Raw genomic sequence first — 25,073 nt, forward strand, 5'->3', positions numbered from 1 at the left:
GTTTTTTGGGTTTTTAGACCTGTAGGAGCACCCCATTAATGAGCTTCGGCGCCGATGAAGAGATCCTTCAGGATTTCCTGGTTGAGGCCGGCGAGATTCTTGAGCAACTGTCCGAACAACTGGTCGAGCTGGAAAGCCGCCCGGATGACGCAGATCTGCTCAACGCAATTTTTCGCGGTTTCCACACTGTAAAAGGGGGCGCCGGCTTCCTTCAGCTCAATGAGCTGGTGGAGTGCTGTCACATCGCCGAGAACGTGTTCGACATCCTGCGCAAGGGTGAGCGTCGCGTAGATGCAGAACTGATGGACGTGGTGCTCGAAGCGCTGGACGCGGTGAACAGCATGTTCACTGAAGTCCGCGATCGCAGCCCGATCACTGCCGCAACCCCGGAACTGCTGGCCGCTCTGGCGCGTCTGGCCGAACCGCAATCGGCGGATGAAGCCCCGGCTTCACCCGTTGCCGAGATGATCGAAGAGCTGGTCGTCGAAGGCGATTCGGGCGACATCACCGATAACGAATTTGAACAGTTGCTGGACTCGCTGAACGCCGTCAAGGCCGAAGCCGAAGCCCCGGCGGCTGCCGCTGCGCCTGCTTCAACCGAAGCGGCCAGTGATGAAATCACCGACGCCGAATTCGAGTCGCTGCTCGATCAGTTGCACGGCAAGGGCCAATTCGCGGCTGACGCCGTGGCACCGGCTGCCGCTGCACCTGCTGCTCCGGCGGCGGGCGACAGCTCGGACATCACCGACGACGAATTCGAAGCCTTGCTCGATCAGTTGCACGGCAAGGGCAACTTTGCCGTCGATGCGCTGGAATCGGCGATCGCTTCGGTGCCTGCATCGGCTGCTCCGGCAGCGGCTGCGGCCGGTAGCGATTTGATCAGCGATCACGAATTCGAATCGCTGCTCGACGATCTGCATGGCAAAGGCAAGTTCACTGACGTCGCCACCGGTGCCGTCGTGACGGCCGGCAATGCTTCTGCTGTGGCAGCGCCTGCCGCCAAGGCCCCGGCCGCTGCGGCAAAACCTGCTGCAAAAGCGCCTGAGCCTAAGGCCGAACCGGCCAAGCCCGCCGCCGCTGCTGCACCGGCTCCAGCCCGTGCCCCGGCGACGCCGCCACCGGAAAAACCGGCGAGCGAAGCCGAAACCACCGTTCGCGTAGACACTGCACGTCTCGACGAAATCATGAACATGGTCGGCGAGCTGGTGCTGGTGCGTAACCGTCTGGTGCGTCTGGGCCTGAACAGCGGCGACGAGTCGATGCAGAAGGCTGTGTCGAACCTCGACGTGGTCACCGCCGACCTGCAGACCGCGGTGATGAAGACCCGGATGCAGCCGATCAAGAAAGTCTTCGGCCGCTTCCCTCGACTGGTTCGCGACCTCGCGCGTCAGTTGAAGAAAGAGATCAACCTGGAACTGGTGGGCGAAGAGACCGACCTCGACAAGAACCTCGTCGAGGCACTGGCCGACCCGCTGGTCCACTTGGTGCGCAACGCGGTCGACCACGGCATCGAGTCGCCGGAAGAACGCGAAGCGTCGGGCAAGGCCCGTGGTGGCAAGGTGATCCTGGCCGCCGAGCAGGAAGGCGACCACATCCTGCTGTCGATCTCCGACGACGGCAAAGGCATGGACCCGAACGTCCTGCGTGCCATCGCCGTGAAACGCGGTGTGATGGACAAGGATGCCGCCGATCGCCTGAGCGACACCGAATGCTACAACCTGATCTTCGCCCCGGGTTTCTCGACCAAGACCGAGATCTCCGACGTGTCCGGCCGTGGTGTCGGCATGGACGTGGTGAAGACCAAGATTTCCCAGCTCAACGGTTCGATCAACATCTACTCGACCAAGGGCGCCGGCTCGAAAATCGTCATCAAGGTGCCGCTGACGCTGGCGATCATGCCGACCCTGATGGTGATGCTCGGCAACCAGGCGTTCGCGTTCCCGCTGGTGAACGTCAACGAAATCTTCCACCTCGACCTGTCGACCACCAACGTGGTGGATGGCCAGGAAGTGGTGATCGTGCGGGACAAGGCGCTGCCATTGTTCTACCTCAAGCGCTGGCTGGTCAGCTCCGCCGCTCACGAAGAGCAGCGCGAAGGCCATGTGGTGATCCTTTCGGTGGGCACCCAGCGGATCGGCTTCGTCGTCGATCAGCTGGTCGGCCAGGAAGAAGTGGTGATCAAGCCATTGGGCAAAATGCTGCAGGGAACCCCGGGCATGTCCGGCGCCACCATTACCGGTGACGGCCGCATTGCGCTGATTCTCGATGTTCCAAGCATGCTCAAGCGTTACGCCGCACGGCGTATTTGAATCCGGGGCAGCGGGGCGACAACGTCCCGCTGCACCTAATGGAGTGTTTATGGCAGTCAAAGTCCTGGTGGTGGACGATTCGGGTTTTTTCCGCCGCCGCGTCTCGGAAATTCTTTCAGCGGATCCGAGCATCCAGGTTGTCGGTACGGCAACCAACGGTAAAGAGGCGATCGATCAGGCCCTGGCCCTCAAGCCGGACGTGATCACCATGGACTACGAGATGCCGATGATGGACGGCATCACGGCAGTGCGGCACATCATGCAGCGCTGCCCGACCCCGGTGTTGATGTTCTCCTCGCTGACCCATGAAGGCGCCCGGGTAACCCTGGATGCGCTGGATGCCGGCGCGGTGGATTTCCTGCCGAAGAATTTCGAAGACATCTCCCGCAATCCGGAGAAGGTCAAGCAACTGCTGTGCGAGAAGGTTCACAGCATCTCGCGCAGTAACCGTCGTTTCAGTGCCTACAGTGCGCCGGCGCCTGCCGCTGCACCTGCACCTGCGCCGACTCCAGCGCCGGCGCCGTCGAGTTTTGGCAGCCACAGTGCTCCGGCTCGTCCGGCACCCGCGCCTGCACCGGCTCGCGCTCCGGCGGCCAGTGCTTCGTCGGCGGCTCCAAAACGCAAAGCCTACAAGCTGGTGGCTATCGGCACGTCGACTGGCGGCCCGGTTGCCCTGCAACGGGTCCTGACCCAGTTGCCGGCCAACTTCCCGGCGCCGATCGTGTTGATCCAGCACATGCCGGCAGCCTTCACCAAAGCGTTTGCCGAGCGTCTGGACAAGCTTTGCCGCATCAGCGTCAAGGAAGCCGAGGATGGCGACATCCTGCGTCCGGGCCTGGCTCTGCTGGCACCGGGTGGCAAGCAGATGATGATCGACGGCCGTGGCGCGGTGAAAATCCTGCCGGGCGATGAGCGTCTGAACTACAAGCCTTGCGTGGACATCACCTTCGGTTCCGCGGCGAAGTCCTACAACGACAAAGTTCTGGCGGTCGTGTTGACCGGCATGGGCGCCGATGGCCGTGAAGGCGCACGCCTGCTCAAGCAGGGTGGCAGCACGGTCTGGGCTCAGGATGAAGCCAGCTGCGTGATCTACGGCATGCCGATGGCCATCGTCAAAGCCGACCTCGCGGATGCGGTGTACGGCCTGGACGATATCGGCAGGCACATCGTCGAGGCGTGTATCTGATGGATGTTCTAAGCCTTATCGGGATCATCATGGCGTTTGTCGCCATCATTGGCGGCAACTACCTTGAAGGCGGTCACCTCGGCGCGCTGGCCAACGGCCCGGCGGCGCTGATCGTGCTGGGCGGCACCATCGGTGCCGCGCTGCTGCAATCTCCGATGAGCGCGTTCAAGCGCGCCATGCAGATCCTCGCCTGGATTTTCTTTCCGCCGCGTGTCGATCTGGCCGGCGGCATCGACCGCGTGGTCAACTGGAGCCTCACCGCCCGCAAGGAAGGCCTGCTGGGTCTGGAAGGCGTGGCGGATGCCGAGCCTGATGCCTACTCGCGCAAAGGCCTGCAACTGCTGGTCGACGGCGCCGAGCCGGAAGCGATCCGCAGCATCCTCGAAGTGGATTTCTACACCCAGGAAGCCCGCGACATCGAGGCCGCCAAGGTTTTTGAAAGCATGGGCGGCTACGCGCCGACCATCGGTATCATCGGTGCGGTGATGGGCCTGATCCACGTGATGGGCAACCTGGCCGATCCGACGCAACTGGGCAGCGGCATCGCCGTGGCGTTCGTCGCCACCATTTACGGTGTGGCCAGTGCCAACCTGATCCTGCTGCCGGTGGCAGCCAAATTGAAGTCAATCGCGTTGCGGCAGTCGCGTTATCGCGAAATGTTGTTGGAAGGCATTTTGTCGATCGCCGAAGGTGAAAACCCACGCTCCATCGAGTTGAAGCTTCAGGGCTTCATGGATTAAGGGACTAACCTCATGGCACGTCGTCGCCAACATGAAGAGCATGTAAACCATGAACGCTGGCTGGTTTCCTATGCCGACTTCATCACCTTGCTGTTCGCTTTTTTCGTGGTGATGTACTCCATCTCGTCGATCAACGAAGGCAAGTACAAGGTCATCTCCGAAGCGCTGATCGGGGTCTTCACCGACTCCGACCGCTCGCTCAAGCCGATCCCGATCGGCGATGAACGGCCGAAGACCGTGACCCCGGCCAAGCCGCTGGTCAAGGACGCCGAACAGGTCGATGCCGGCATCGCCGGTGCCAGTGATCCGCTGAAAAGCATCGCCGATGACATCAGCGCCGCGTTCGGTGACCTGATTTCCTCCAATCAGATGACCGTGCGCGGCAACGAACTGTGGGTCGAGATCGAACTCAACTCCAGCCTGTTGTTCGGCAGCGGTGATGCGATGCCGAGCGACATCGCGTTCAACATCATCGACAAGGTCGCGGCGATCCTCAAACCGTTCGACAACCCGATCCACGTCGAAGGCTTCACCGACGACCAGCCGATCCGCACCGCGCAGTACCCGACCAACTGGGAACTGTCCTCGGCGCGCTCGGCGAGCATCGTGCGGATGCTGGCGATGCAGGGTGTCAACCCTGGGCGCCTGGCCTCGGTGGGCTACGGCGAATTCCAGCCAGTGGCCAACAACGCCACGGCCGAAGGCCGGGCGAAGAACCGTCGCGTGGTGCTGGTGGTGTCGCGCAATCTCGATGTTCGTCGCAGCCTCACCGGCACCGGAACCGCCAATGCGCAACCGGATGCCGCATTGAAGCGTGCTGGCACACAAACTGCACCGACCCCGGTCAAGACGCCGGGACGCGAGAGTGCCGTCAATTCTCCGTCGCCCGCATTAATACGCTGAGCCATGTCTCGGCCGAGCATCTCGGCCGGGAGGAACAATCCGAATGAGAGTCTGGGCAGTCGCCAATCAAAAGGGTGGTGTTGGTAAAACCACTTCTTCCATCGCTTTAGCCGGTTTGCTGGCAGAGGCGGGCAAACGCGTGGTCGTGGTCGATCTCGACCCGCACGGCTCGATGACCAGCTATTTCGGTTACGACCCCGACAGCCTGGAACACAGCAACTACGACCTGTTTCTGCACAAGGGTGGCGTGCCGCAAGGCCTGCCGGGCCAGTTGCTGCTGTCGACCAGCGACGAACGCATTTCCCTGCTGCCGTCCAGCACCGCGCTGGCCACCCTCGAGCGCCAGTCGCCGGGGCAGAGTGGCCTGGGCCTGGTGATCGCCAAGAGTCTGGCGCAGCTGTGGCAGGACTTCGATTACGCGATCATCGACAGCCCGCCGTTGCTCGGCGTGCTGATGGTCAACGCCCTGGCCGCGAGCCAGCAACTGGTGATCCCGGTGCAGACCGAACACCTGGCCGTCAAAGGCCTGGAGCGCATGGTCAACACCCTGGCGATGATCAACCGCTCGCGCAAACAGGCGCTGCCGTTCAGCATCGTGCCGACCCTGTTCGATCGCCGCACCCAGGCGTCGATGGGCACCTTGCGCGTGCTGCGCGACAAATTCCCCGAGGAGATCTGGCAGGGTTATATCCCGGTCGATACGCGTCTGCGCGACGCCAGCCGTGCCGGTGTCACGCCTTCGCAATTCGACGGCAAGAGCCGTGGTGTGCTGGCCTACCGCGCGCTGCTCAAGCATCTGCTGGCGCAACAACTCGTTCCGCAGGTGGCCTGAGCATGAATCGGCCGATCAAACTGACTTCGCGTCCGCAACTGGCTTTGCAGTCCTATCTGGACAGCTTGCTGGAGGATGTGACGGAAGAGATCCCGCAGGAAATCGAAGCACCGGTCGAGGTGGTTGAAAGCACCGCCGAGCTCGATGAGTTCCAGGCCGCGGTGCTTGAAGAACAGGCTCGCGATGCGCAGAAAGCCGCCCGGCCTGTTGCCCCGGTTGCAGCGCCCGCCGCTGTGGTGGCCAAAGCGTCGGCACCGCTGATCAAGGAACCTGAGCCGGTGCGTGTGGTGTCGACCCTCGCGCCGTTGCTGCAAACCCAGCTTCTGCAAGCGCAACCCGAGCCGACTCCAGTCGAGCCGCCAGTGCCAGCTCCGGTCGAACAAGTCGTCGAGCAGGCACTGGTTGCGCCGCTCGTGGAAGTGCATCTGCCACCGAGCAACACGCCGCCACCGGTAGAGACTGATGGCCGCCCGGCCTGGGCCTCGGAAGCGTTCGAATGCCTGCTGTTCGATGTCGCCGGCCTGACCCTGGCGGTGCCGCTGGTGTGCCTGGGCTCAATCTATTCGCTGGCCGGCCATGAGCTGACACCGCTGTTCGGTCAGCCGGAATGGTTCCTCGGCATCCTGCCAAGCCAGGCGGGGAACCTGAAGGTGCTGGACACCGCACGCTGGGTCATGCCGGATCGCTATCGCGATGACTTCCGTCAGGGCCTGCAATACGTGATTTCGGTACAAGGTTACGAGTGGGGGCTGGCGGTGCATCAGGTCAGCCGCTCGTTGCGCCTGGATCCGAATGAAATCAAATGGAGGACTCACCGAGGTCAGCGGCCATGGCTCGCCGGCACGGTGATTGAACACATGTGCGCCTTGCTCGATGTCTCCGCACTGGCCGAGTTGATCGCCAGCGGTGGGGCAAAACACATGTCCGGCAGTAAGCCGAACCACAAACCGACATAACGCTTACATAACAGACAGACGCCGGCATGCAATGCCGGCACACGAGACACACACCGCCATTGCGGTATTTCGAGGGGCTAGGGTATGAACGACAAGGCGACGGCGGCAAAGGGTTCCGAAGATCCGATCCTGCAATGGGTAACCTTCAAGCTGGACAATGAAACCTACGGCATCAACGTGATGCGCGTTCAGGAAGTCTTGCGCTACACCGAAATCGCTCCGGTTCCAGGTGCGCCAAGCTACGTGCTGGGCATCATCAACCTGCGCGGCAACGTGGTGACCGTGATCGACACCCGTCAGCGCTTCGGCCTGATGAGCGGCGAGATCAGCGACAACACCCGTATCGTCATCATCGAAGCCGACAAACAGGTTGTGGGTATCATGGTCGACAGCGTCGCTGAAGTGGTTTACCTGCGTCAGTCGGAAATCGAGACCGCACCGAACGTCGGTAACGAAGAGTCGGCCAAGTTCATCCAGGGCGTGTGCAACAAGAACAACGAGTTGCTGATTCTGGTCGAGCTGGACAAGATGATGAGCGAAGAAGAATGGTCGGAACTGGAGAACATCTGATTGATTCTCGAGGTAGCGGTCATTGTCCTGTTCCTTTTCTGGGCAGGCACGCTGGCGATGTTTCTGGCGTACATCAAAGCGCAGCGAGTCATCACTGCGCAACAGGCCGAGGGCGATGCGCTGCGTGATCAGCGCATCAAGGATCTGGCCAAACGTGTCGACGATTACCAGAACGGCAACGTGCGCATGGGCGAAGCCCTGCACGAGTTGCGCGCGGTCGTTGGCCCGATTCCGGACAAACTCGCCCAGCTCGAACAGCGCGATCCTTCCAGCCTGTCTTTCGCTCAAGCGGCGAAACTGGTGGGGATGGGCGCGAGTGTCGATGAGCTGACCCAGTCCTGCGGGTTGACCCAGGCTGAGGCGGAGTTGATGCGCAAGTTGCACAAGAACTGATATTTGCGATCTGGCTCAGATCGCTATCGCGGGCAAGCCCGCTCCCACAGGATTAGTGGCGTTCACAGATTTTGTGTCCACCACCTATCCCTGTGGGAGCGGGCTTGCCCGCGATGGCGTCTTCGAAACCTCAGTAATCGTCACCGCGCTCGGTGATGTCCTTCTCGACCATCGGTGCATTCGGGTCCTGTCCCGCCGGGAACTTGCCCTTGAGGTTCCAGGCAAACGCGATGATCTCGGCAATCGTCAGGTACAGCTCCTGCGGAATGCTGTCGCCCAGTTCCATCCGCGCCAGCAACTTCACCAGTTCGGCGTTCTCGTAGATCGGCACTTCACACTCGCGGGCGATCCGCAGGATTTCTTCGGCCAGTTCTTCGTCGCCCTTGGCGGTGAGGGTCGGGGCGTGGCTGCCGTCGTACTTGAGGGCGATGGCCTGGCGTGGAGCAGTGGAATCGTTCATGCGGTTTCGTCGACCCAGCGGTGTTCGAGACGGGTTTGGTTGCCTTGCGGCGGGGTGCCGAGGTGGCAATCAAGATCGCCGACGTTGAGGCCCGAATCCAGCAGGCGCTGGCGCAGGGCGCTCAGGTTGTTTTCGATCAGACTTGCCGTGAATGGCCGTTCGGCCCACAACTGACTCGACAGGCTGCCACTGATCAGTTGCGCCTGAATCTGCATCGGCCCCAGCGGTTCCATGTCGAACGCCAGATCGACGCGCCACAGTTGCTGTTTGGTTTCGCGTTCACTATCTCGGCGGTCATTCTTCTGTTCTTCCTGCGGGGCTTCCTCGCGTTGGAACTTGACCTGCAACGGCACGATGTCCTGCATATTGCGCATCGGGATTTCCAGCTGCCAGGTGCTGAGCAGACGCCCGTCGTCGGTGACGCCGGTCTGCTCCAGGCTCGACAGTTGATGGCTTTGCAGGCGCGAGACAGCGGCGGCCGCCAGGCGCAGCAAGTGTTCCAGATCGCCTTCACCTTCCAGGCTTTGCAGCAGCCGATCCGGCAGCGGGAAGCTGCTCGGCAACGGTTTGGCGCTAACCTGACCGAGCATGCCGAGGGCGTTGCGCACAAAGCTCGGCATCGCCTGGGCCAGGGTGTTGGCGGCGATGATGGCGTTCAGGTTGGTATTGCCGGGCAGGCCGGGTGTGAGTTGCGCGATCAGCTTGAGCAGATCGGCTTTCATGTCTGGGGTCAGGGTCGGATTTTGCCCGGCCAGCAATTTGGCCTCGAGAAATGCGCCGCTGTTGAGCAGGGCCTGGGCCAGGCCTTTGGGCGTGGTCAGTTGCTCGACGTCCGGCAGGTTGGCCAGCAGCCGGTCCACGGCAGCGCGCAGATCGCTGGAGGTCTGATCGTCGGCGGGCGGCAGGCTCTGGAGCATTTTCAGCAAACCGTCCAGCGAACCCTGACGGCTTTGTTGGCTGACCAGTTGCTGGCTGACCGCCAATTGTTCCTGGCGATTGCTCAGCGGCAGGAATTTCAGGGTTTGCGAATCCTGTACCAGCGCCGACAGCAGGGTGCCGATGCGCAGCGGTTGCGGGCTGTCGAGGCTCAGGGTGCTGCCGCTCAACACCGTGTTTAGCAGGCTGACCGTCGAGCGGAACACTGTCGGCTGCCCCGGCACCTGCGGCAACGCCTGATTCGTCAGTACCTTGCCTTGCAGCAGTGTGCCGACCGGCAATTGCGCGGTGTCGATGCGGGTGAGGGTGGCGACAGCCGTGGCGATGGCCTGTTGCACGGTGACCGCCAGATTGCCTGCCGACGGCTGGGTGACGGCCAGGTTGGTGCCTTGCGGCAGCGGCAGGGGACTGGTCGCCTGCACGGTGGTCTGACGGCCGCTGTCGAGAGTGACCTTCAGAAGCACCTCAAAGGCCTGATCCGCCGGTTTGAGCGACAACACCTCGGCCTTGGCGCTCTGGCCGGCAGCAATCAGCCCGTCCATCGGCGTCAGCAGCTTCAGCAGCTCACCTACCTGCGGGCGAGCAGTCGCCGGGGTGGTGGGCGGGAGCGGGAGGATGTTCATTTCGCCTGTCATACGCGGACACAACCTGAGGAAAATGCGCTCGGGAGAGCGGGAGACGCCATGTATAATGCCGCCCGTCTTTCCGTTCGTTCAAAAAACATAGCAATTGTTTGACGCAGCTCTCTGGATTGAGCCGTCATTGCATTTATGCTGCAACTCTTTAACGGCCGCCCCAGAGCCGACTTGAACCGTATAAGGCCCGTGAACCCTTGACCAGTCCTGTCCTGCAAACCGTTGGCCTCGCGTGTGAGCGTGATCTCAGGCTGCTCTTCGAAAATCTCGAATTGAGACTGGCCAGTGGCGATATGGTGCAGATCAGCGGTCCCAACGGCAGCGGCAAGACCAGTCTCTTGCGTTTGCTGTCCGGTCTGATGCAACCGACCGACGGTCAGGTGCTGCTCAACGGCAGACCGCTGAGCGAGCAACGCAGCGAGCTGGCGCGCAACCTGCTGTGGATCGGCCATGCCGCCGGAATCAAGGACTTGCTCACCCCGGAAGAAAACCTCGCCTGGCTCTGCGCCCTGCATCAACCCGCCGAACGCGACGCGATCTGGCAGGCACTGGCGGCGGTTGGATTGCGCGGTTTCGAAGATGTTCCCTGCCACAGCCTGTCCGCCGGTCAGCAACGACGCGTGGCGTTGGCGCGCCTGTACCTCGACAGCCCGCCATTGTGGATTCTCGATGAACCGTTCACCGCGCTGGACAAACAGGGCGTGGCGCAGCTTGAAGATCATCTGGCCGGGCACTGCGAGGGGGGAGGCTTAGTGGTGCTCACTACCCACCACACGCTGAGCCGGATGCCGGCCGGTTATCGCGACATCAATTTGGGGAATTGGGCGGTATGAGTGTGTTCGGCCTGCTGGTTGCCCGTGAATCCCGACTGCTGTTCCGCCGCCCGGCGGAGTTGGCCAATCCGCTGATTTTCTTCGCCATCGTCATCGCTTTGTTCCCGCTGGCCGTCGGACCGGAAACTCAAGTATTGCAAAACTTGTCCCCGGGGTTAGTCTGGGTGGCGGCTCTATTGTCGGTCCTGCTCTCGCTGGACGGGCTTTTCCGCAGTGATTTCGAAGACGGATCCCTTGAACAGTGGGTCCTTTCGCCGCACCCCCTGCCACTTCTGGTCTTGGCCAAGGTGCTGGCACACTGGCTTTTTTCCGGGCTGGCACTGGTTTTGCTCTCGCCGTTACTGGCGTTGATGCTCGGGTTGCCGGCTGCGTGTCTGCCGGTATTGCTGCTTTCGTTGTTGCTGGGTACACCGGTGCTGAGCTTGCTCGGCGCGGTGGGCGCGGCGCTGACGGTCGGTCTGAAACGCGGTGGCCTGTTGCTGGCGCTGCTGATTCTGCCGTTGTACATCCCGGTGTTGATCCTCGGCAGTGGCGCCTTGCAGGCGGCGTTGCAGGGCATGCCGGCGATGGGTTATCTGTTGTGGCTTGGTAGCCTGACCGCCCTCGCAATAACCCTGACACCTTTTGCAATAGCTGCTGGCCTGAAGATCAGCGTCGGCGAATAATGAGGTCTGGTTAAAATTTAACCAGCAAAGACCCTGAGACTGCTCACACCGATGAGCGGCACCCGTGATGGAAACAGTATGAACTGGACCTGGTTTCACAAGCTCGGCTCGCCCAAGTGGTTCTACGGCATCAGCAGCAAGTTTCTGCCGTGGCTGAGCATCGCAGCGTTGTTGCTGATCACCGTTGGCGTTGTCTGGGGCCTGGCCTTCGCGCCGCCGGACTATCAGCAAGGCAACAGCTTTCGCATCATCTATATCCACGTACCCGCCGCGATGCTCGCTCAGTCGATCTACGTGATGCTGGCGGTGTGCGGTGTGGTCGGGCTGGTGTGGAAGATGAAACTGGCCGATGTCGCCCTGCAATGTGCCGCACCGATCGGCGCGTGGATGACCGCCGTGGCGCTGGTCACCGGGGCGATCTGGGGCAAGCCGACCTGGGGTTCGTGGTGGGTGTGGGACGCGCGGCTGACCTCGATGCTGATTCTGCTGTTCCTGTATTTCGGTGTGATCGCGCTGGGTAATGCCATCAGCAACCGCGACAGCGCCGCCAAGGCCTGCGCGGTGCTGGCCATCGTCGGCGTGATCAACATTCCGATCATCAAATACTCGGTGGAGTGGTGGAACACCCTTCACCAGGGTGCGACGTTCACCCTTACCGAAAAACCGGCGATGCCCGCCGAAATGTGGCTGCCGCTGCTGCTGACGGTGCTGGGTTTCTACTGTTTCTTCGGCGCCGTGCTGTTGCTGCGCATGCGCCTTGAAGTGCTCAAGCGCGAAGCCCGCGCCAGCTGGGTGAAAGAAGAAGTGCAGAACAGCCTGGAGGCCGCTCGATGAGTTTCGCGTCATTCGGCGACTTTCTCGCCATGGGCCATCATGGCCTGTATGTCTGGTCGGCCTACGGCATCTGCCTGGCGGTACTGGCCCTCAACGTGGCGGCGCCGATCCTGGCCCGCAAGCGGTATCTGCAACAAGAGGCGCGTCGTCTGCGCCGGGAGAACGGCAAGTGAATCCGCTGCGCAAAAAGCGTCTTATCATCATTCTGGCGATTCTGGTCGGGGTCGGCGCCGCCGTCGGCCTGGCCCTGAGCGCCCTGCAGCAGAACATCAATCTGTTTTACACCCCGACCCAGATTGCCAACGGCGAAGCGCCACAGGACACTCGCATCCGCGCCGGCGGCATGGTCGAGAAGGGTTCGCTGCAACGTTCCTCGGATTCCCTCGACGTCAAATTCGTGGTCACTGACTTCAACAAATCCGTGACCATCACCTATCGTGGAATCCTGCCGGACCTGTTCCGCGAAGGGCAGGGCATCGTCGCATTGGGCAAGATCAACGCAGACGGCGTGGTGGTGGCCGATGAGGTCCTCGCCAAGCACGACGAAAAGTACATGCCGCCGGAAGTGACCAAAGCACTGAAGGACAGCGGTCAATCCGCGCCAACCCCTGCGAAGGAGGGTTGATCGATGACATCCAGCATTTTCATTCCTGAGTTGGGCCATCTGGCCATGATCCTGGCGCTGTGTTTCGCGCTGGTGCAGGCCGTGGTGCCGTTGCTCGGTGCCTGGCGCGGCGACCGTTTGTGGATGGGCCTCGCTCAACCGGCGGCGTGGGGGCAATTCGCGTTCCTGCTGTTCGCCTTCGGTTGCCTGACCTATGCGTTCATGACCGATGACTTCTCCGTGGCCTACGTCGCGATGAACTCCAACAGCGCGCTGCCGTGGTACTACAAATTCAGCGCGGTGTGGGGCGCCCACGAAGGGTCGCTGCTGCTGTGGGCGTTGATTCTCGGAGGCTGGACCTTTGCGGTGTCGGTGTTCTCCCGGCAACTGCCGCAAGTCATGCTCGCTCGCGTACTGGCGGTGATGGGCATGATCAGCACGGGTTTCCTGCTGTTCCTGATCCTCACGTCCAACCCGTTTTCGCGAATCCTGCCGCAGATCCCGGCCGACGGTCGTGACCTCAATCCGTTGCTGCAAGACATCGGTCTGATCGTGCATCCACCGATGCTCTACATGGGCTACGTCGGTTTCTCCGTGGCATTCGCCTTCGCCATCGCCGCACTGCTCGGCGGTCGTCTCGACGCGGCGTGGGCACGCTGGTCGCGTCCGTGGACCATCGTCGCCTGGGCCTTCCTCGGCATTGGCATCACCCTCGGTTCGTGGTGGGCCTACTACGAACTCGGCTGGGGCGGCTGGTGGTTCTGGGACCCGGTGGAAAACGCCTCGTTCATGCCTTGGCTGGTGGGCACGGCGCTGATCCACTCGCTGGCGGTCACGGAAAAACGTGGCGTGTTCAAGAGCTGGACGGTGTTGCTGGCGATTGCCGCGTTCTCCCTGAGCCTGCTCGGCACCTTCCTCGTGCGTTCCGGCGTGCTGACCTCGGTGCATGCGTTTGCCTCCGATCCGGAACGCGGCGTGTTCATCCTGATCTTCCTGCTGTTCGTGGTCGGTGGTTCGCTGACGCTGTTTGCCCTGCGGGCTCCTGTGGTCAAGAGCCAGGTCGGTTTCAACCTGTGGTCGCGGGAAACCCTGCTGCTGGGCAACAACCTGGTGCTGGTGGTGGCGGCGTCGATGATCCTGCTCGGTACGCTGTATCCGCTGATCCTCGATGCCATCAGCGGCGCCAAGCTGTCGGTCGGCCCGCCGTACTTCAACGCGTTGTTCATTCCGTTGATGGCCTTGCTGATGGTGGTGATGGCGGTCGGTGTGATCGTGCGCTGGAAAGACACGCCGGTGAAATGGCTGGCAAACATGCTGACCCCGGTGTTGCTGGGCAGCGTCGCACTGGCGGTCGTTGCCGGTGTCGCCTACGGCGATTTCAACTGGGCCGTGATCGCAACCTTCCTGCTCGCGGCCTGGGTGTTGCTGGCGGGTGTGCGCGACATCTTCGACAAGACCCGCCACAAAGGCCTGATCAAAGGCCTGCCGACCCTGACCCGCAGCTACTGGGGCATGCAACTCGCCCACCTCGGGATCGCCGTCTGCGCGCTAGGTGTGGTGTTGTCGAGTCAGAACAGCGCCGAGCGCGACCTGCGTCTGGCGCCGGGCGAGTCGATGGAGCTGGCCGGTTATCAGTTCGTGTTCGAAGGTGCCAAGCATTTCGAAGGCCCGAACTTCACCTCCGACAAAGGCACCATCCGGGTGCTCCGCGATGGCCGCGAAGTCAGCGTGCTGCACCCGGAAAAACGCCTGTACACCGTGCAGAGTTCGATGATGACCGAAGCCGGGATCGACGCCGGTTTCACCCGTGACCTCTACGTTGCACTGGGTGAACCGCTGGGCGATGGCGCCTGGGCGGTGCGCGTGCATGTGAAACCGTTCGTGCGCTGGATCTGGTTCGGCGGTCTGCTGACCGGTTTCGGTGGTTTGCTGGCAGCGCTGGACCGGCGTTACCGGGTCAAGGTCAAAGCCAAGGTGCGTGAAGCGCTGGGCATGGAAGGAGCCGCTGCATGAGACGTTGGTTGATGCTGGTGCCATTGGCGATTTTCCTGCTGGTGGCCGTTTTCCTTTATCGCGGTCTGTACCTGGATCCGGCGGAGCTGCCCTCGGCGATGATCAACAAGCCATTCCCGGAGTTTTCCCTGCCGGCCGTGCAGGGCGACAAGACCCTGACCAAGGCCGACATTCTCGGCAAACCTGCGCTGGTCAACGTCTGGGGCACCTGGTGCATTTCCTGCCGGGTCGAGCACCCGGTGCTGAACAAACTCGCCGAGCGCGGCGTGGTGATCTACGGCATCAACTACAAGGACACCAACGCCGACGCGTTGAAGTGGCTGGCCGAGTTCCACAATCCGTATCAACTGGACATCCGCGACGATGAAGGCTCCTTGGGCCTGAACCTCGGTGTCTACGGCGCACCGGAAACCTTCTTCATCGACGCCAAGGGCATCATCCGCGACAAGTTCGTCGGGGTGATTGACGAGCAGGTCTGGCGCGAAAAACTGGCGGCCAAGTATCAGGCGCTGGTCGATGAGGCCAAGCCATGAAGCGCTTTCTAGCTGCCGTCGTGTTGGGCTTGAGCCTGGCCGGTGTGGCCCACGCCGCGATCGACACCTACGAGTTCGCCAAAGAAGGCGATCGCGAGCGTTTCCGCGAGTTGACCAAGGAACTGCGCTGCCCCAAGTGCCAGAATCAGGACATCGCCGACTCCAACGCGCCGATCGCTGCCGACCTGCGCAAAGAGATTTTCCGCATGCTCGGCGAGGGCAAGGACAATCAGCAGATCATCGACTTCATGGTCGACCGCTACGGTGATTTCGTGCGCTACAAACCGGCGCTCAATGCCAAAACCGCGCTGCTGTGGTTTGGCCCGGCCGGATTGTTGCTCGGCGGTTTTGTCGTCATCGCCGTGATTGTCCGCCGCCGTCGCGGGCAACGCGCCGAGACGCCGCAATCGCTGTCCCCTGAAGAGCGTCAGCGCCTCGACCAACTGTTGGATAAAAACCAAGAATGATTGATTTCTGGCTTGCCGCAGGGCTGTTGCTTCTGGTCGCCCTGAGTTTTCTGTTGATCCCCGTTCTGCGTGAACGTCGCGCCCAGCGTGAAGAGGATCGGACTGCCCTGAACGTGGCGCTGTATCAGGAGCGTGTCGCCGAGCTGCAATCGCAGCAGGCCGAAGGCGTTCTCGATGCCGCGCAAATGGACAGCGGCCGTGCCGAAGCGGCCCGGGAACTGCTGGCCGACACTGAAGGCGTGGCGCCTGCTCGGGTCTCGCGTCTGGGCAAACCGCTGCCGTTGCTGGCGGCTGTACTGGTGCCGGTGTTGGGCCTCGGTCTCTATATGCATTTCGGTGCCGCCGACAAAGTCGAACTGACCCGGGAATTCGCCCAGGCGCCGCAGTCGATGGAAGAGATGACCCAGCGTCTGGAACGCGCCGTAGCCGCGCAACCGGATTCCGCCGAAGGCCTGTACTTCCTCGGTCGTACCTACATGGCTCAGGATCGTCCGGCGGACGCGGCGAAGATGTTCGAGCGCGCCGCCAACCTGGCCGGTCGTCAACCGGAACTGCTCGGCCAATGGGCGCAGGCGCAGTATTTTGCCGATGGCAAGAAGTGGTCGGACAAGATTCAGGCCCTGACCGATGAAGCGCTGAAAGCTGATCCGAAAGAAGTTACCAGCCTCGGCCTGTTGGGCATCGCCGCGTTCGAAGGCGAGCGCTATCAGCAAGCCATCGACTACTGGAACCGTCTGCTGGAGCAACTGCCAGCGAATGACAAGTCCCGCGAGGCTCTGCAAGGCGGCATCGCCCGCGCCACTGAAAAGCTAGAGGCGAGCGGCGGCAAGGTGGCTCAGGCACCGGTCGCGAAAACCGCGCTGCTCAAGGTCAGCGTCGATCTGGCCGCCGAGCTCAAGGGCAAGGTGCAACCGGGCGACAGCGTGTTCATCTTCGCCCGCGCAGTGTCTGGCCCTCCAGCACCGCTGGCCGCCAAGCGACTGACCGTCGCCGACCTGCCGGTGACCGTCGAACTGGGCGACGCCGACGCGATGATGCCGCAATTGAAACTGTCGAACTTCCCCGAAGTCCAACTGGTTGCGCGCATCTCCCGTGCCGGTCAGCCGACCGCCGGTGAATGGGTCGGTCGCAGCGGGCCTCTGGCCAGCAGCACCACCGCGACGCAGACACTGACCATCGACAGCCCGGACAAGTAACCGGGAAACCACAGGAAAAGCACCGCCATGAACGCCATCGCCCGAATCACAGTACTCACACTGGCCCTGGGCTTGAGCGCATGTGCGGTGCAACGACCTGAACCGACGACACGGCTGCCGCCGATCCCGCCGTCACAACCCAGCCCGACCCCGTCAACCACCCCGACGCCGGGCAAACCGGGCATCCCGGCCAAACCCGCCAAACCCGCACCACGCACCTCCGCAAGCTTCGCCCCGCCACCGGGTGGTAACAGCCACTGGGACCAGAAGCTGGGCGTGTACGTTCTTGATGACCAGCCGAACACCTTCTACCGCCAGCGCACCTACTACCGCTGGAACAACGGCTGGAGCCGTTCGATCAGCCCGAGCGGACCGTGGGAAGAAACCAACATCCACGGCGTACCGGCGGGGCTGGGCAAGCAGTTCGGAGAGTAATGAAAAACGGCGATCTTTGGATCGCCGTTTTGCTGTGTGGGGTTTTACAGAGCTTTTGCCAACAACCCCTGCACATACTCAACAAACGCCCGTGCCTTCGCGCTGGCCATTCGGCCCGTGGGAAACACCGCCCACAACTCCTGCTTCGGCAACACCCAGTCGCTTATGACAGCCTTGACCGCGCCACTGGCCAGTTCCGGCGCGAACATCCACTCCGAGCCCAGCCCCAGGCCCTGATGGGCCAGCACCGCCTCACGCAAACCTTCGGCAGCGCTGACGCGCAGTCGGCCATTGACGGTCACGGACTGTGCTTCGCCATCCTTGGTGAAAGGCCAGGTCGCACCACCGCCGCGGTTGTAGATAACAGCGTGGTGTCCAGTCAGATCGGCAGGGCAGGCGGGTTCACCGTGGCTGGCGAAGTAACCCGGCGTGCCCAGCACAACGCGACGGCATTCGGCGATCTTGCGCACGGTCAGGCCGGAGTCGTTGAGCGGGCCCAGGCGCAGGGCGACGTCGATGCCTTCTTCCACGAGGTTGATGTTCTGGTCGTCGAGCAACAGATCGACAGTGAGTTGCGGGTGCTGATCGAGGAACGGCCCCAGGTGTGGAACCACATGCATTCGGCCGAAGGTCACGGCGGTGCTGATGCGCAGGTTGCCGCTCAGGCCGCTGGCTGTGCCGCGAGCTGCATTGTCGGCCTCGTCGGCTTCTTCGAGGGTGCGCTTTGCCCGTTCGAAAAACGCCAGCCCGGCTTCAGTCGGCGTCAGGCCTCGGGTCGAGCGCAACAGCAGGCGCACGGCGAGGCGGGTTTCAAGTTGGGCGATGGTTTTCGACACGGCCGGCTGACCTATATTCAGCCGCCGGGCGGCAGCGGAAAACGAGCCGGTTTCCACGACGTAGACAAAGGTTTCCATGGCGGCGAGGCGGTCCATCGGGTGTCCTTGTGCCAGTGATCAGAACGCGGCCTTGCCCACCGAGGCGCCGCCATCGACAAACAGCGTCTGCCCGGTGATGAATCCGCTTTGCTCGGACAACAGAAAGGCAATCGCCGAAGCGATTTCTTCCGGCTGCCCGAGACGACCCATCGGCACCCCGGCCAGATACCGCGCTTCACCTTCGCTGCCCGGGGGATTGTTGGCGCGAAACAGTTCGGTCTCGGTCGGCCCCGGCGCGACGGCGTTGACGGTAATCCCGGTCTGCGCCAGTTCCAGCGCCCACGAGCGCGTGAAACTGACCAGCGCCGCTTTTGCCGCCGCATACGCGGTGCGCTGGGCGATACCGAGCACGGTCAGGCTGGAAATGTTCACCACCCGGCCCCAGCCGCGCGTGCGCATGCCCGGCAACAACGCCTGAGTCGCCTGCAAGGCCGAATGCAGGTTGACCCGCATCACATCGTCAAACGCATCGAGATCGATGTCCCCCAACGCTTGCGGTCGCACCAGCCCGACATTGTTCACCAGCCCATCGAACTCATAAGTGCGCGCCAGATCCGCCAGCACTTCACCGGCGAGCTTGCGATCACTCAGGTCCAGCGGAAACAGGATCCCCGGAAAACTCAGGTCCGGCTTGCGCGCAATCCCCACCACCCGATGCCCGGCCCGATCCAGATGCTCGGCCAGCGCTCGCCCGATACCTTTGCTGGCGCCGGTGATGAGGAAGGTACGACGGGTCATGGCAACTCCTTGGGGCAGGCTGCGGCTCGGGCAGCCATTGATTGTTTGAATATGCCGAGTGTAATGCGGATTGCTTGCGTTGATTTATGCCGTTGCCAAAACACCCTTTTGCGAAACACTCAAGAACCGCACCAGCGCCAGCAACGGGAACACACTGCCGACGATCACGATCCACAGCCAGCCGCCGTGTTCATACACCGCACTGGCGATCGATGAGCCGAAGGCGCCGCCGATGAAGATGCTGGTCATGTACAGCGCGTTGAGACGGCCGCGGCTTTTGGCGTCGAGGGAGTAGACCGCGCGCTGGCCGAGCACCATGTTCATTTGCACACAGAAGTCGAGCACGACGCCGGTCACCGCCAGGCCGATCACGCTGTAGGCCGGGTGGATGAAGGCCGGCAGGAAACTCAGGCTGGCGAACAGCATGGCCAGCAGCGAGGCGACGCGGGTGTGGCCGGCATCCGCCAGGCGTCCGCTGATGGGCGCGGCGATGGCACCGATGGCACCGACCAGGGCGAAGATCGCGATTTCACTCTGGGACAGGCCATGGTTGCGCGCCAGTTCCAGCGGCACGGCGGTCCAGAACAGGCTGAAGGTGGCGAACATGCAGGCCTGGTAAAACGCCCGCTGACGCAGCACCGGTTGCTTGCGCAGCAGCGTCCACAACGATCCGAGCAACTGGCCGTAGGAAGCGCTGTGATCCGGTTGGCGCTTGGGCACGGTCAACGCCAGGACGACGCTGATTGCCGCCATCAACCCTGCCGCAATCATGAACATCGCCCGCCAGCCGAAATGGTCGGCAACCACGCTCGACACCGGCCGCGCCAACAGAATGCCCAGCAGCAGGCCGCCCATGATTCCGCCGACCACCCGGCCACGAGACTCTTCCGGCGCCAGATGCGCCGCCAATGGAATCAGCACCTGCACCGACACCGAACTGAAACCCACCAGCAACGAGATCAGCAGAAACACGTTTGGTTGATCGGTAAACGCCGCGCCCAGCAGGCTGGCAATCGCCACCACGGTGGTGATGATCATCAGCCGGCGGTTTTCCAGCAGGTCAGCCAGCGGCACCAAGAAGAACAGGCCCAGCGCATAACCGATCTGGGTCAGCGACACGATGAAACTGGCCATGGTGTCGGTCAGGCCGATGTCCGGCGCGATCAGGCCGATAATCGGCTGGGCGTAGTAGATGTTGGCAACGATGGCGCCGCAGCAGAAAGCGAACAGCAGCACCATGCCTCGGGTCATTGCGTGAGTTGTGGCGGTCATAGGGTTTCTCGATCCAGCGAAAAGGAATGCGGTGAGGCTAAGGGACGAACCGGGTCGGCGGTAGAAGCCTTGGATCGATATCAGTTATTCCGTTGCGGAATAGATGGCAACCGGTGAGGTGTCGTCCATCGGCGAACCTTGCGTCCGACCGGGGAGGGGCGATGATACATTCACTTACATCCTGTTCGATAGCGTGCTTATGTTGTCATTGGATTTCCACCTGCAAACAACCGGAGGATCGCGATGTTTCGTCAGTTGCTTCGCCACACCACGACTCTTGCATTGATCGGCCTGCTCGGCGCCGGCAGCGTCTACGCCGGCGACGCGCCGGGGATGCGCATCGGCGTGCGCGGCGAAATCACCGGGGTCAGCCCCGACTCGCTCAAGGTTCACGTCAACAGCGGTGAAAACGTGGTGGTCCAGTTGACGGCTGACACCAAGGTCCGCGCCGTTACTCTGGCCAACATCGAAGACATCAAGCCCGGCAGCTACATCGGCTCGGCAGCCATTCCGATGGAGGATGGCACGCTCAAGGCGCTGGAGGTTCACGTCTTCCCGCCGGAGCTGGCCGGCAGCGGCGATGGCCATCGGCCGTTCGACCTGGCCAAGGGCAGCAGCATGACCAATGGCAGCGTCGGCGATCTGGTGGTGAGCAACGGCCGGGTGCTGACCGTCAACTACAAGGGCGGCCAGCAGAAGATCCTGGTGCCGGAGGACGTGCCGATCGTCAATCTGACGCCGGGTGATCGCAGCTTGCTCAAGGTTGGCGTGAAGATCGTCACCTTCGTGACCCAGAGCGCGGACGGCACGTTGACCGCGCAATCGATCTCGGCCGGCAAGGATGGCGTGAAACCACCGATGTAGAGGAGAACAGAGCTCAGGAATTTCGCCAGGCAGGTTTTAGAGCTTCATAGAGCCACAAGACGAAGGAAATTATCATTAATCCGGTGAGGAAAAGGAAAAGTAGGTAATGGTCTGCTACGCGGGCAGGCCAGCCGGCGAATTCCTTCCTGTATTCCATCTTCGCTGTCTGCTGATCGTTTCCGATGCTGACGGTGTATTCGTCAACTTCTTCGAGCTTTGACGGAAACCAAACCCACAGTTTGAAAGCCCCACCTTGCTTTATCGACGGGATTTTGTAGCGGCGGGTTTGCTCTGCAACTGTTACCAGTTCTGTTTTATCGTCTTCGATCATCATCAACCCCTTTTGGGGAAGGTCAACGTAAACGTCCTTCGCAACGGCCGAGCCTTCATTTTTGATCCAAATGAATAGCATTGTTTGAAACTCGCCAACACCTCTATCAAAAGGTGATGCCCAAGGTGCCAACATGTTTTTCCGTACTCGTTCAAAGAGCTCATTTTTTTGCTTGAATTGAGCGTCAGGCACAGCTTTATCAATAAGAGCTGATAGAGATTCTGAGTTGGCCAGATTTCTATTATTTCGCATCATTTCGGTGTATTGCGGAGGTACATACGAAACATATTTACTCACCTCGGCCTTTAATTGTGGGCTTGGACTCGATAGCCCAATGTAAAGGCCTACGATGGCCGTTACTGATGTAATCACTCCAAAAATTAAGGCGCTAACTTTTTCACCCTTCAACGAATATCGTCCTTTTATTAATTTCGAATTGCGTTGCTAAAATGCGGGGAATTGTAAAAGAAAAAGGCGACCAATGGTCGCCTTGTTTGAAACAGTCCTGCGGTTACTGGCTGTAGATCTGATCGAAGATCCCACCATCGTTGAAGTGGGTCTTCTGCACGGTGCGCCAGTCGCCGAAGGTCTTCTCGACCGACAGGAAGTCGACTTTCGGGAAGCGGTCGGTGTACTTGGCCAATACCGCCGGGTCACGTGGACGCAGGTAGTTGGCGGCAGCGATTTCCTGGCCTTCCGGCGACCACAGGTACTTCAGGTATTCCTCGGCCGCCGCGCGGGAGCCTTTCTTCTCGACGACTTTGTCGACCACCGACACAGGCGGCTCGGCTTCGGCGGAGACGCTTGGGTAGATGACTTCGAACTGGTCGCGGCCGAACTCGCGGGCGATCATTTCGGCTTCGTTTTCGAAGGTCACCAGCACGTCGCCGATCTGGTTGGTCATGAACGTGGTGGTCGCGGCACGGCCGCCGGTGTCCAGCACTGGCGCCTGCTTGAACAGCTTGCCGACGAAGTCTTTGGCCTTGTTCTCGTCACCGCCGTTTTTCAGCACGTAGCCCCAGGCCGACAGGTAGGTGTAGCGGCCGTTGCCCGAGGTTTTCGGGTTCGGCACGATTACCTGCACGCCGTCCTTGAGCAGGTCCGGCCAGTCTTTCAGGGCTTTCGGGTTGCCCTTGCGCACGATGAATACAGTGGCCGAGGTGAATGGCGCGCTGTTGTTCGGCAGACGGGTGACCCAGTCCTTCGGCACCAGTTGGCCGTTGTCCGCCAGGGCGTTGATGTCGGTAGCCATGTTCATGGTAATGACGTCAGCTGGCAGGCCGTCGATCACCGAGCGCGCCTGTTTGCTGGAACCGCCGAAAGACATCTGCACGGTGATGTCCTCTTTGTGTTCGGCTTGCCAGTGTTTCTGGAACGCAGTGTTGTAGTCCTTGTAGAAATCGCGCATCACGTCGTAGGAAACGTTGAGCAGGGTCGGTGCGGCTTGAGCCACGCTACCGAAGGCAAGACCAGCGGCGAGAAGTGAGGCGCCAAAGAGTTTTTTCACTGCGCATTCCTTGTTCTGTAGGGGGTGTCTTTACAAAGATGAGGCCATTTGCCAGCGACTATAGCGGGGCGCGCATAGTCGCTTAAAGATTAAAAAGGACTTTGCTTATTCCATTTTCTTGAACAACGCATTGCCACAACGGGAGCAGAACGACGCTTCCTGTTCATGGCTGCTTTTTGTGCACACCGGGCAGTCGTGCTGCAGCTGACCGCCGCGCATGGCCGTGGCCAGTTCAGCGGTGAAAATCCCGGTGGGCACGGCGATGATCGAATAACCGGTGATCATCACCAGCGACGAAATCATCTGACCCAGAACGGTCCTCGGCACGATGTCGCCGTAACCCACGGTGGTCAGCGTCACGATCGCCCAATAGATGCCTTTGGGAATGCTGGTGAAGCCGTGCTCCGGCCCTTCGACCACGTACATCAAGGTGCCGAACACCGTGACCAGGGTGCATACGCTGAGCAGGAACACGAGGATTTTCTGCTTGCTGCCGCGCAGTGCATCGAGCAGGTAGTGCGCCTGTTTCAGGTACGGGCCGAGTTTGAGTACGCGGAAGATCCGCAGCATCCGGATCACCCGGATGATCAGCAGGTACTGGGCATCGCTGTAATACAGCGCGAGGATGCCGGGCACAATCGCCAGCAAGTCCACCAGCCCATAGAAACTGAAGGCGTAGCGCAGGGGCTTGGGCGAGCAGTACAGGCGCAGCAGGTACTCGCCGAGGAAGATGACCGTGAAGCCCCATTCGATATACGCCAGCACATCGGCGTAGTTCTGGTGGACGTCGTCGATGCTGTCGAGGATCACGGTCACCAGACTGGCGAAGATGATCAGCAGCAGGGTTTTGTCGAAACGGCGGCCGGCCACCGTATCGGTCTGGAAAATGATCACGTACAGGCGATCACGCCACGTGTTGTTACCGTTCATGCACATCGCCTTGGCCGTCAATCAGCGCAGCCTAGGTTGATTCTCCCCGTTAGCGCAAGGCGCGGCGCTGATCTGCGGCTGGTGCATCAGGCGAATGCCGGTGCGCAGCAGCCAGCAGGCGAGAATGAACGGTGCCGTGAGGGTCGCAAGACCGATGGCACTGAACAGTGGCGTCAGCAGCGGCGCCAGGCCGATGCCGAACAATGGTAACCACGGTTGCTGGCGTTGGGCGCTGAAGGCGAGGGCGGCGAGCACGGCGTTGTAGCCACCCAGACCCAGCAGCGCGACCTGGCTGTCGTGGTGCAACAGGCTGGAACCCAGACCAATGACCGAAGCCAGCAGCGCCCAGGCGAAGGCCCGGCGATCAGCGATCAGCAACCCAACAGCGATCAATCCACCGGCCAACGGATGGTCGAGGAACATCACCTGACCGAAGCCCTTCAGGGCGGCACCGAGCAGGTTCAGGGTGTTCAGCTCAAGCGCCGGAGCCGGCGTCGAAGGCTCGGCGAAACACAGGAACACCCAGCTCAGCAACACGAACGGCGCGGTGTAGGCGGGCAGGTACTCGGTGAGGCGTGCGCGTTTGAGCCACTGCTGCGTGATCATCGCGCTCAGACCGCCGGCCGCCAGAATCAGCGGCGGCAGCATCGGCGACCAGGGGAAATACAGGCTCAGCAACAGGCCGACCAGCACGCCGTTGTAGCTGAACAGCCCGGCCTGGCGATCAGCCTTGGCATAGTTGCGCCGTTGCGCGGTGAGCAAACCGGCGACCGCGCCGAGCAGCGCGCCGGCGAACAGCACCGGCGCGGTGAATAAAATGGCCAGAAGGCACAAGAGTCCACACAGCGGATGGCGCTGGAGGAAGATTTGACTGAAGCCGTTGAGCAACGCTTCGGCCCAGTCTGGGCAGTGGGTGTTGAAATGGTTGGCAGGCATGTCTGGAGAATCTGGGCAGTGGGAAAATCAAAAGGTCTTGCTTGAAGCTGTGGCGAGGGA

Annotated in this window: 28 protein-coding genes; 19 read left to right on the forward strand and 9 right to left on the reverse strand. The window is 61.5% G+C overall.

Annotation, left to right across the window (positions count from 1 at the left end):
* The first annotated feature begins 38 nt into the window (after window positions 1–38).
* The 8 genes from JJN09_RS24550 to JJN09_RS24585 all read left to right on the forward strand — a co-directional run bounded on the left by JJN09_RS24550 (window position 39) and on the right by JJN09_RS24585 (window position 7,889).
* Window positions 39–2,309, forward strand: a complete 2,271-nt coding sequence (locus JJN09_RS24550; protein ID WP_249484141.1) for a chemotaxis protein CheA — start codon at window positions 39–41, stop codon at window positions 2,307–2,309.
* Window positions 2,310–2,358: 49 nt separating this feature from the next.
* Complete coding sequence (locus JJN09_RS24555) at window positions 2,359–3,495, forward strand: chemotaxis response regulator protein-glutamate methylesterase (RefSeq protein WP_249484142.1); 1,137 nt, start codon at window positions 2,359–2,361, stop codon at window positions 3,493–3,495.
* Complete coding sequence (locus tag JJN09_RS24560; protein WP_096822161.1) at window positions 3,495–4,235, forward strand: flagellar motor protein; 741 nt, start codon at window positions 3,495–3,497, stop codon at window positions 4,233–4,235. The genes JJN09_RS24555 and JJN09_RS24560 overlap by 1 nt, the downstream gene beginning before the upstream one ends.
* A 12-nt stretch (window positions 4,236–4,247) precedes the next feature.
* Entirely contained in the window at window positions 4,248–5,138 is an 891-nt protein-coding gene (gene motD, locus JJN09_RS24565; RefSeq protein ID WP_096822160.1) for a flagellar motor protein MotD, read from the forward strand.
* A gap of 43 nt (window positions 5,139–5,181) precedes the next feature.
* Window positions 5,182–5,970 carry a ParA family protein gene (locus tag JJN09_RS24570; protein WP_249484143.1) on the forward strand — a complete coding sequence of 263 codons (789 nt, stop codon included), beginning with the start codon at window positions 5,182–5,184 and terminating at the stop codon, window positions 5,968–5,970.
* 2 nt (window positions 5,971–5,972) lie between these two features.
* Window positions 5,973–6,926 (forward strand): CheW domain-containing protein, encoded by a 954-nt coding sequence (locus JJN09_RS24575; protein WP_249484144.1) that lies wholly within the window; start codon window positions 5,973–5,975, stop codon window positions 6,924–6,926.
* An 84-nt stretch (window positions 6,927–7,010) separates the two neighbouring features.
* Entirely contained in the window at window positions 7,011–7,496 is a 486-nt protein-coding gene (locus JJN09_RS24580) for a chemotaxis protein CheW (protein ID WP_007959223.1), read from the forward strand.
* Complete coding sequence (locus JJN09_RS24585) at window positions 7,497–7,889, forward strand: DUF2802 domain-containing protein (protein WP_249484145.1); 393 nt, start codon at window positions 7,497–7,499, stop codon at window positions 7,887–7,889.
* 130 nt (window positions 7,890–8,019) lie between these two features.
* Here the strand turns inward: JJN09_RS24585 and JJN09_RS24590 are convergent, their stop codons facing one another.
* Both JJN09_RS24590 and JJN09_RS24595 read right to left on the reverse strand, forming a co-directional pair.
* Window positions 8,020–8,349 (reverse strand): EscU/YscU/HrcU family type III secretion system export apparatus switch protein, encoded by a 330-nt coding sequence (locus tag JJN09_RS24590; RefSeq protein ID WP_249484146.1) that lies wholly within the window; start codon window positions 8,347–8,349, stop codon window positions 8,020–8,022.
* Window positions 8,346–9,920: a flagellar hook-length control protein FliK gene (locus tag JJN09_RS24595; RefSeq protein ID WP_249484147.1), complete on the reverse strand. Its 1,575-nt coding sequence runs from the start codon at window positions 9,918–9,920 to the stop codon at window positions 8,346–8,348. Before JJN09_RS24595 ends, JJN09_RS24590 begins: the two co-directional genes overlap by 4 nt.
* 197 nt (window positions 9,921–10,117) lie before the next feature.
* Between JJN09_RS24595 and ccmA the strand changes: the two genes are divergently transcribed.
* The 10 genes from ccmA (at window position 10,118) to JJN09_RS24645 (ending at window position 17,500) form a co-directional block, all read left to right on the forward strand.
* On the forward strand, window positions 10,118–10,753 hold the full coding sequence (gene ccmA, locus JJN09_RS24600) for a cytochrome c biogenesis heme-transporting ATPase CcmA (RefSeq protein WP_249484148.1): 636 nt from the start codon (window positions 10,118–10,120) through the stop codon (window positions 10,751–10,753).
* On the forward strand, window positions 10,750–11,418 hold the full coding sequence (ccmB, locus tag JJN09_RS24605; RefSeq protein ID WP_096822153.1) for a heme exporter protein CcmB: 669 nt from the start codon (window positions 10,750–10,752) through the stop codon (window positions 11,416–11,418). The genes ccmA and ccmB overlap by 4 nt, the downstream gene beginning before the upstream one ends.
* Before the next feature lie 78 nt (window positions 11,419–11,496).
* Window positions 11,497–12,252 carry a heme ABC transporter permease gene (locus JJN09_RS24610; RefSeq protein WP_025111913.1) on the forward strand — a complete coding sequence of 252 codons (756 nt, stop codon included), beginning with the start codon at window positions 11,497–11,499 and terminating at the stop codon, window positions 12,250–12,252.
* Window positions 12,249–12,425 carry a heme exporter protein CcmD gene (gene ccmD / locus JJN09_RS24615; RefSeq protein ID WP_008055370.1) on the forward strand — a complete coding sequence of 59 codons (177 nt, stop codon included), beginning with the start codon at window positions 12,249–12,251 and terminating at the stop codon, window positions 12,423–12,425. The genes JJN09_RS24610 and ccmD overlap by 4 nt, the downstream gene beginning before the upstream one ends.
* Window positions 12,422–12,877 carry a cytochrome c maturation protein CcmE gene (ccmE, locus tag JJN09_RS24620; protein WP_249484149.1) on the forward strand — a complete coding sequence of 152 codons (456 nt, stop codon included), beginning with the start codon at window positions 12,422–12,424 and terminating at the stop codon, window positions 12,875–12,877. Before ccmD ends, ccmE begins: the two co-directional genes overlap by 4 nt.
* A gap of 3 nt (window positions 12,878–12,880) precedes the next feature.
* Entirely contained in the window at window positions 12,881–14,869 is a 1,989-nt protein-coding gene (locus JJN09_RS24625; RefSeq protein WP_249484150.1) for a heme lyase CcmF/NrfE family subunit, read from the forward strand.
* Complete coding sequence (locus JJN09_RS24630; protein WP_249484151.1) at window positions 14,866–15,402, forward strand: DsbE family thiol:disulfide interchange protein; 537 nt, start codon at window positions 14,866–14,868, stop codon at window positions 15,400–15,402. Before JJN09_RS24625 ends, JJN09_RS24630 begins: the two co-directional genes overlap by 4 nt.
* Complete coding sequence (locus tag JJN09_RS24635; protein WP_064378637.1) at window positions 15,399–15,869, forward strand: cytochrome c-type biogenesis protein; 471 nt, start codon at window positions 15,399–15,401, stop codon at window positions 15,867–15,869. The genes JJN09_RS24630 and JJN09_RS24635 overlap by 4 nt, the downstream gene beginning before the upstream one ends.
* Window positions 15,866–17,065 (forward strand): c-type cytochrome biogenesis protein CcmI, encoded by a 1,200-nt coding sequence (gene ccmI / locus JJN09_RS24640; protein WP_249484152.1) that lies wholly within the window; start codon window positions 15,866–15,868, stop codon window positions 17,063–17,065. The genes JJN09_RS24635 and ccmI overlap by 4 nt, the downstream gene beginning before the upstream one ends.
* Window positions 17,066–17,092: 27 nt before the next feature.
* Complete coding sequence (locus JJN09_RS24645) at window positions 17,093–17,500, forward strand: hypothetical protein (protein ID WP_249484153.1); 408 nt, start codon at window positions 17,093–17,095, stop codon at window positions 17,498–17,500.
* Between the two features lie 44 nt (window positions 17,501–17,544).
* Here JJN09_RS24645 and JJN09_RS24650 read toward each other — a convergent pair whose 3' ends face one another.
* The 3 genes from JJN09_RS24650 to JJN09_RS24660 form a co-directional block, all read right to left on the reverse strand.
* Window positions 17,545–18,432, reverse strand: a complete 888-nt coding sequence (locus JJN09_RS24650) for a LysR family transcriptional regulator (protein ID WP_249484154.1) — start codon at window positions 18,430–18,432, stop codon at window positions 17,545–17,547.
* A 21-nt stretch (window positions 18,433–18,453) separates the two neighbouring features.
* The gene (locus tag JJN09_RS24655) at window positions 18,454–19,173 is read right to left on the reverse strand and encodes an SDR family oxidoreductase (RefSeq protein ID WP_096822145.1); all 720 of its coding nucleotides are present in this window, start codon (window positions 19,171–19,173) and stop codon (window positions 18,454–18,456) included.
* Window positions 19,174–19,257: 84 nt separating this feature from the next.
* A complete protein-coding gene (locus JJN09_RS24660; RefSeq protein WP_249484155.1) occupies window positions 19,258–20,445 on the reverse strand; it encodes an MFS transporter in 1,188 nt (395 codons plus the stop codon).
* A 243-nt stretch (window positions 20,446–20,688) separates the two neighbouring features.
* On the opposite strand from JJN09_RS24660, the gene JJN09_RS24665 reads away from it, so the two are divergent.
* Entirely contained in the window at window positions 20,689–21,309 is a 621-nt protein-coding gene (locus tag JJN09_RS24665; protein ID WP_249484156.1) for a DUF5666 domain-containing protein, read from the forward strand.
* 13 nt (window positions 21,310–21,322) lie between these two features.
* On the opposite strand, the gene JJN09_RS24670 is transcribed toward JJN09_RS24665, so the two are convergent.
* From JJN09_RS24670 to JJN09_RS24685, 4 genes are all read right to left on the reverse strand, one after another.
* On the reverse strand, window positions 21,323–22,048 hold the full coding sequence (locus JJN09_RS24670; RefSeq protein WP_249484157.1) for a hypothetical protein: 726 nt from the start codon (window positions 22,046–22,048) through the stop codon (window positions 21,323–21,325).
* 103 nt (window positions 22,049–22,151) lie between these two features.
* Window positions 22,152–23,147 (reverse strand): sulfate ABC transporter substrate-binding protein, encoded by a 996-nt coding sequence (locus JJN09_RS24675; RefSeq protein ID WP_249484158.1) that lies wholly within the window; start codon window positions 23,145–23,147, stop codon window positions 22,152–22,154.
* 105 nt (window positions 23,148–23,252) lie between these two features.
* Window positions 23,253–24,077 carry an ion transporter gene (locus JJN09_RS24680; RefSeq protein ID WP_249484159.1) on the reverse strand — a complete coding sequence of 275 codons (825 nt, stop codon included), beginning with the start codon at window positions 24,075–24,077 and terminating at the stop codon, window positions 23,253–23,255.
* Between the two features lie 21 nt (window positions 24,078–24,098).
* Window positions 24,099–25,013 (reverse strand): urea transporter, encoded by a 915-nt coding sequence (locus tag JJN09_RS24685; protein ID WP_249484160.1) that lies wholly within the window; start codon window positions 25,011–25,013, stop codon window positions 24,099–24,101.
* Window positions 25,014–25,073 lie beyond the last annotated feature (60 nt).

It is taken from the genome of Pseudomonas sp. HS6 (genome assembly GCF_023375815.1).
Lineage (GTDB): Bacteria > Pseudomonadota > Gammaproteobacteria > Pseudomonadales > Pseudomonadaceae > Aquipseudomonas.

Excerpts from the sequence above, each read along its gene's own strand:
- JJN09_RS24550 (WP_249484141.1), top strand. The coding sequence starts at position 39 with ATGAGCTTCGGCGCCGATGAAGAGATCCTTCAGGATTTCCTGGTTGAG.
- JJN09_RS24555 (WP_249484142.1), top strand. The coding sequence starts at position 2,359 with ATGGCAGTCAAAGTCCTGGTGGTGGACGATTCGGGTTTTTTCCGCCGC.
- JJN09_RS24560 (WP_096822161.1), top strand. The coding sequence starts at position 3,495 with ATGGATGTTCTAAGCCTTATCGGGATCATCATGGCGTTTGTCGCCATC.
- motD (WP_096822160.1), top strand. The coding sequence starts at position 4,248 with ATGGCACGTCGTCGCCAACATGAAGAGCATGTAAACCATGAACGCTGG.
- JJN09_RS24570 (WP_249484143.1), top strand. The coding sequence starts at position 5,182 with ATGAGAGTCTGGGCAGTCGCCAATCAAAAGGGTGGTGTTGGTAAAACC.
- JJN09_RS24575 (WP_249484144.1), top strand. The coding sequence starts at position 5,973 with ATGAATCGGCCGATCAAACTGACTTCGCGTCCGCAACTGGCTTTGCAG.
- JJN09_RS24580 (WP_007959223.1), top strand. The coding sequence starts at position 7,011 with ATGAACGACAAGGCGACGGCGGCAAAGGGTTCCGAAGATCCGATCCTG.
- JJN09_RS24590 (WP_249484146.1), bottom strand. The coding sequence starts at position 8,349 with ATGAACGATTCCACTGCTCCACGCCAGGCCATCGCCCTCAAGTACGAC.
- JJN09_RS24595 (WP_249484147.1), bottom strand. The coding sequence starts at position 9,920 with ATGACAGGCGAAATGAACATCCTCCCGCTCCCGCCCACCACCCCGGCG.
- ccmB (WP_096822153.1), top strand. The coding sequence starts at position 10,750 with ATGAGTGTGTTCGGCCTGCTGGTTGCCCGTGAATCCCGACTGCTGTTC.
- JJN09_RS24610 (WP_025111913.1), top strand. The coding sequence starts at position 11,497 with ATGAACTGGACCTGGTTTCACAAGCTCGGCTCGCCCAAGTGGTTCTAC.
- ccmD (WP_008055370.1), top strand. The coding sequence starts at position 12,249 with ATGAGTTTCGCGTCATTCGGCGACTTTCTCGCCATGGGCCATCATGGC.
- JJN09_RS24625 (WP_249484150.1), top strand. The coding sequence starts at position 12,881 with ATGACATCCAGCATTTTCATTCCTGAGTTGGGCCATCTGGCCATGATC.
- JJN09_RS24630 (WP_249484151.1), top strand. The coding sequence starts at position 14,866 with ATGAGACGTTGGTTGATGCTGGTGCCATTGGCGATTTTCCTGCTGGTG.
- JJN09_RS24635 (WP_064378637.1), top strand. The coding sequence starts at position 15,399 with ATGAAGCGCTTTCTAGCTGCCGTCGTGTTGGGCTTGAGCCTGGCCGGT.
- ccmI (WP_249484152.1), top strand. The coding sequence starts at position 15,866 with ATGATTGATTTCTGGCTTGCCGCAGGGCTGTTGCTTCTGGTCGCCCTG.
- JJN09_RS24645 (WP_249484153.1), top strand. The coding sequence starts at position 17,093 with ATGAACGCCATCGCCCGAATCACAGTACTCACACTGGCCCTGGGCTTG.
- JJN09_RS24650 (WP_249484154.1), bottom strand. The coding sequence starts at position 18,432 with ATGGACCGCCTCGCCGCCATGGAAACCTTTGTCTACGTCGTGGAAACC.
- JJN09_RS24655 (WP_096822145.1), bottom strand. The coding sequence starts at position 19,173 with ATGACCCGTCGTACCTTCCTCATCACCGGCGCCAGCAAAGGTATCGGG.
- JJN09_RS24660 (WP_249484155.1), bottom strand. The coding sequence starts at position 20,445 with ATGACCGCCACAACTCACGCAATGACCCGAGGCATGGTGCTGCTGTTC.
- JJN09_RS24665 (WP_249484156.1), top strand. The coding sequence starts at position 20,689 with ATGTTTCGTCAGTTGCTTCGCCACACCACGACTCTTGCATTGATCGGC.
- JJN09_RS24680 (WP_249484159.1), bottom strand. The coding sequence starts at position 24,077 with ATGAACGGTAACAACACGTGGCGTGATCGCCTGTACGTGATCATTTTC.
- JJN09_RS24685 (WP_249484160.1), bottom strand. The coding sequence starts at position 25,013 with ATGCCTGCCAACCATTTCAACACCCACTGCCCAGACTGGGCCGAAGCG.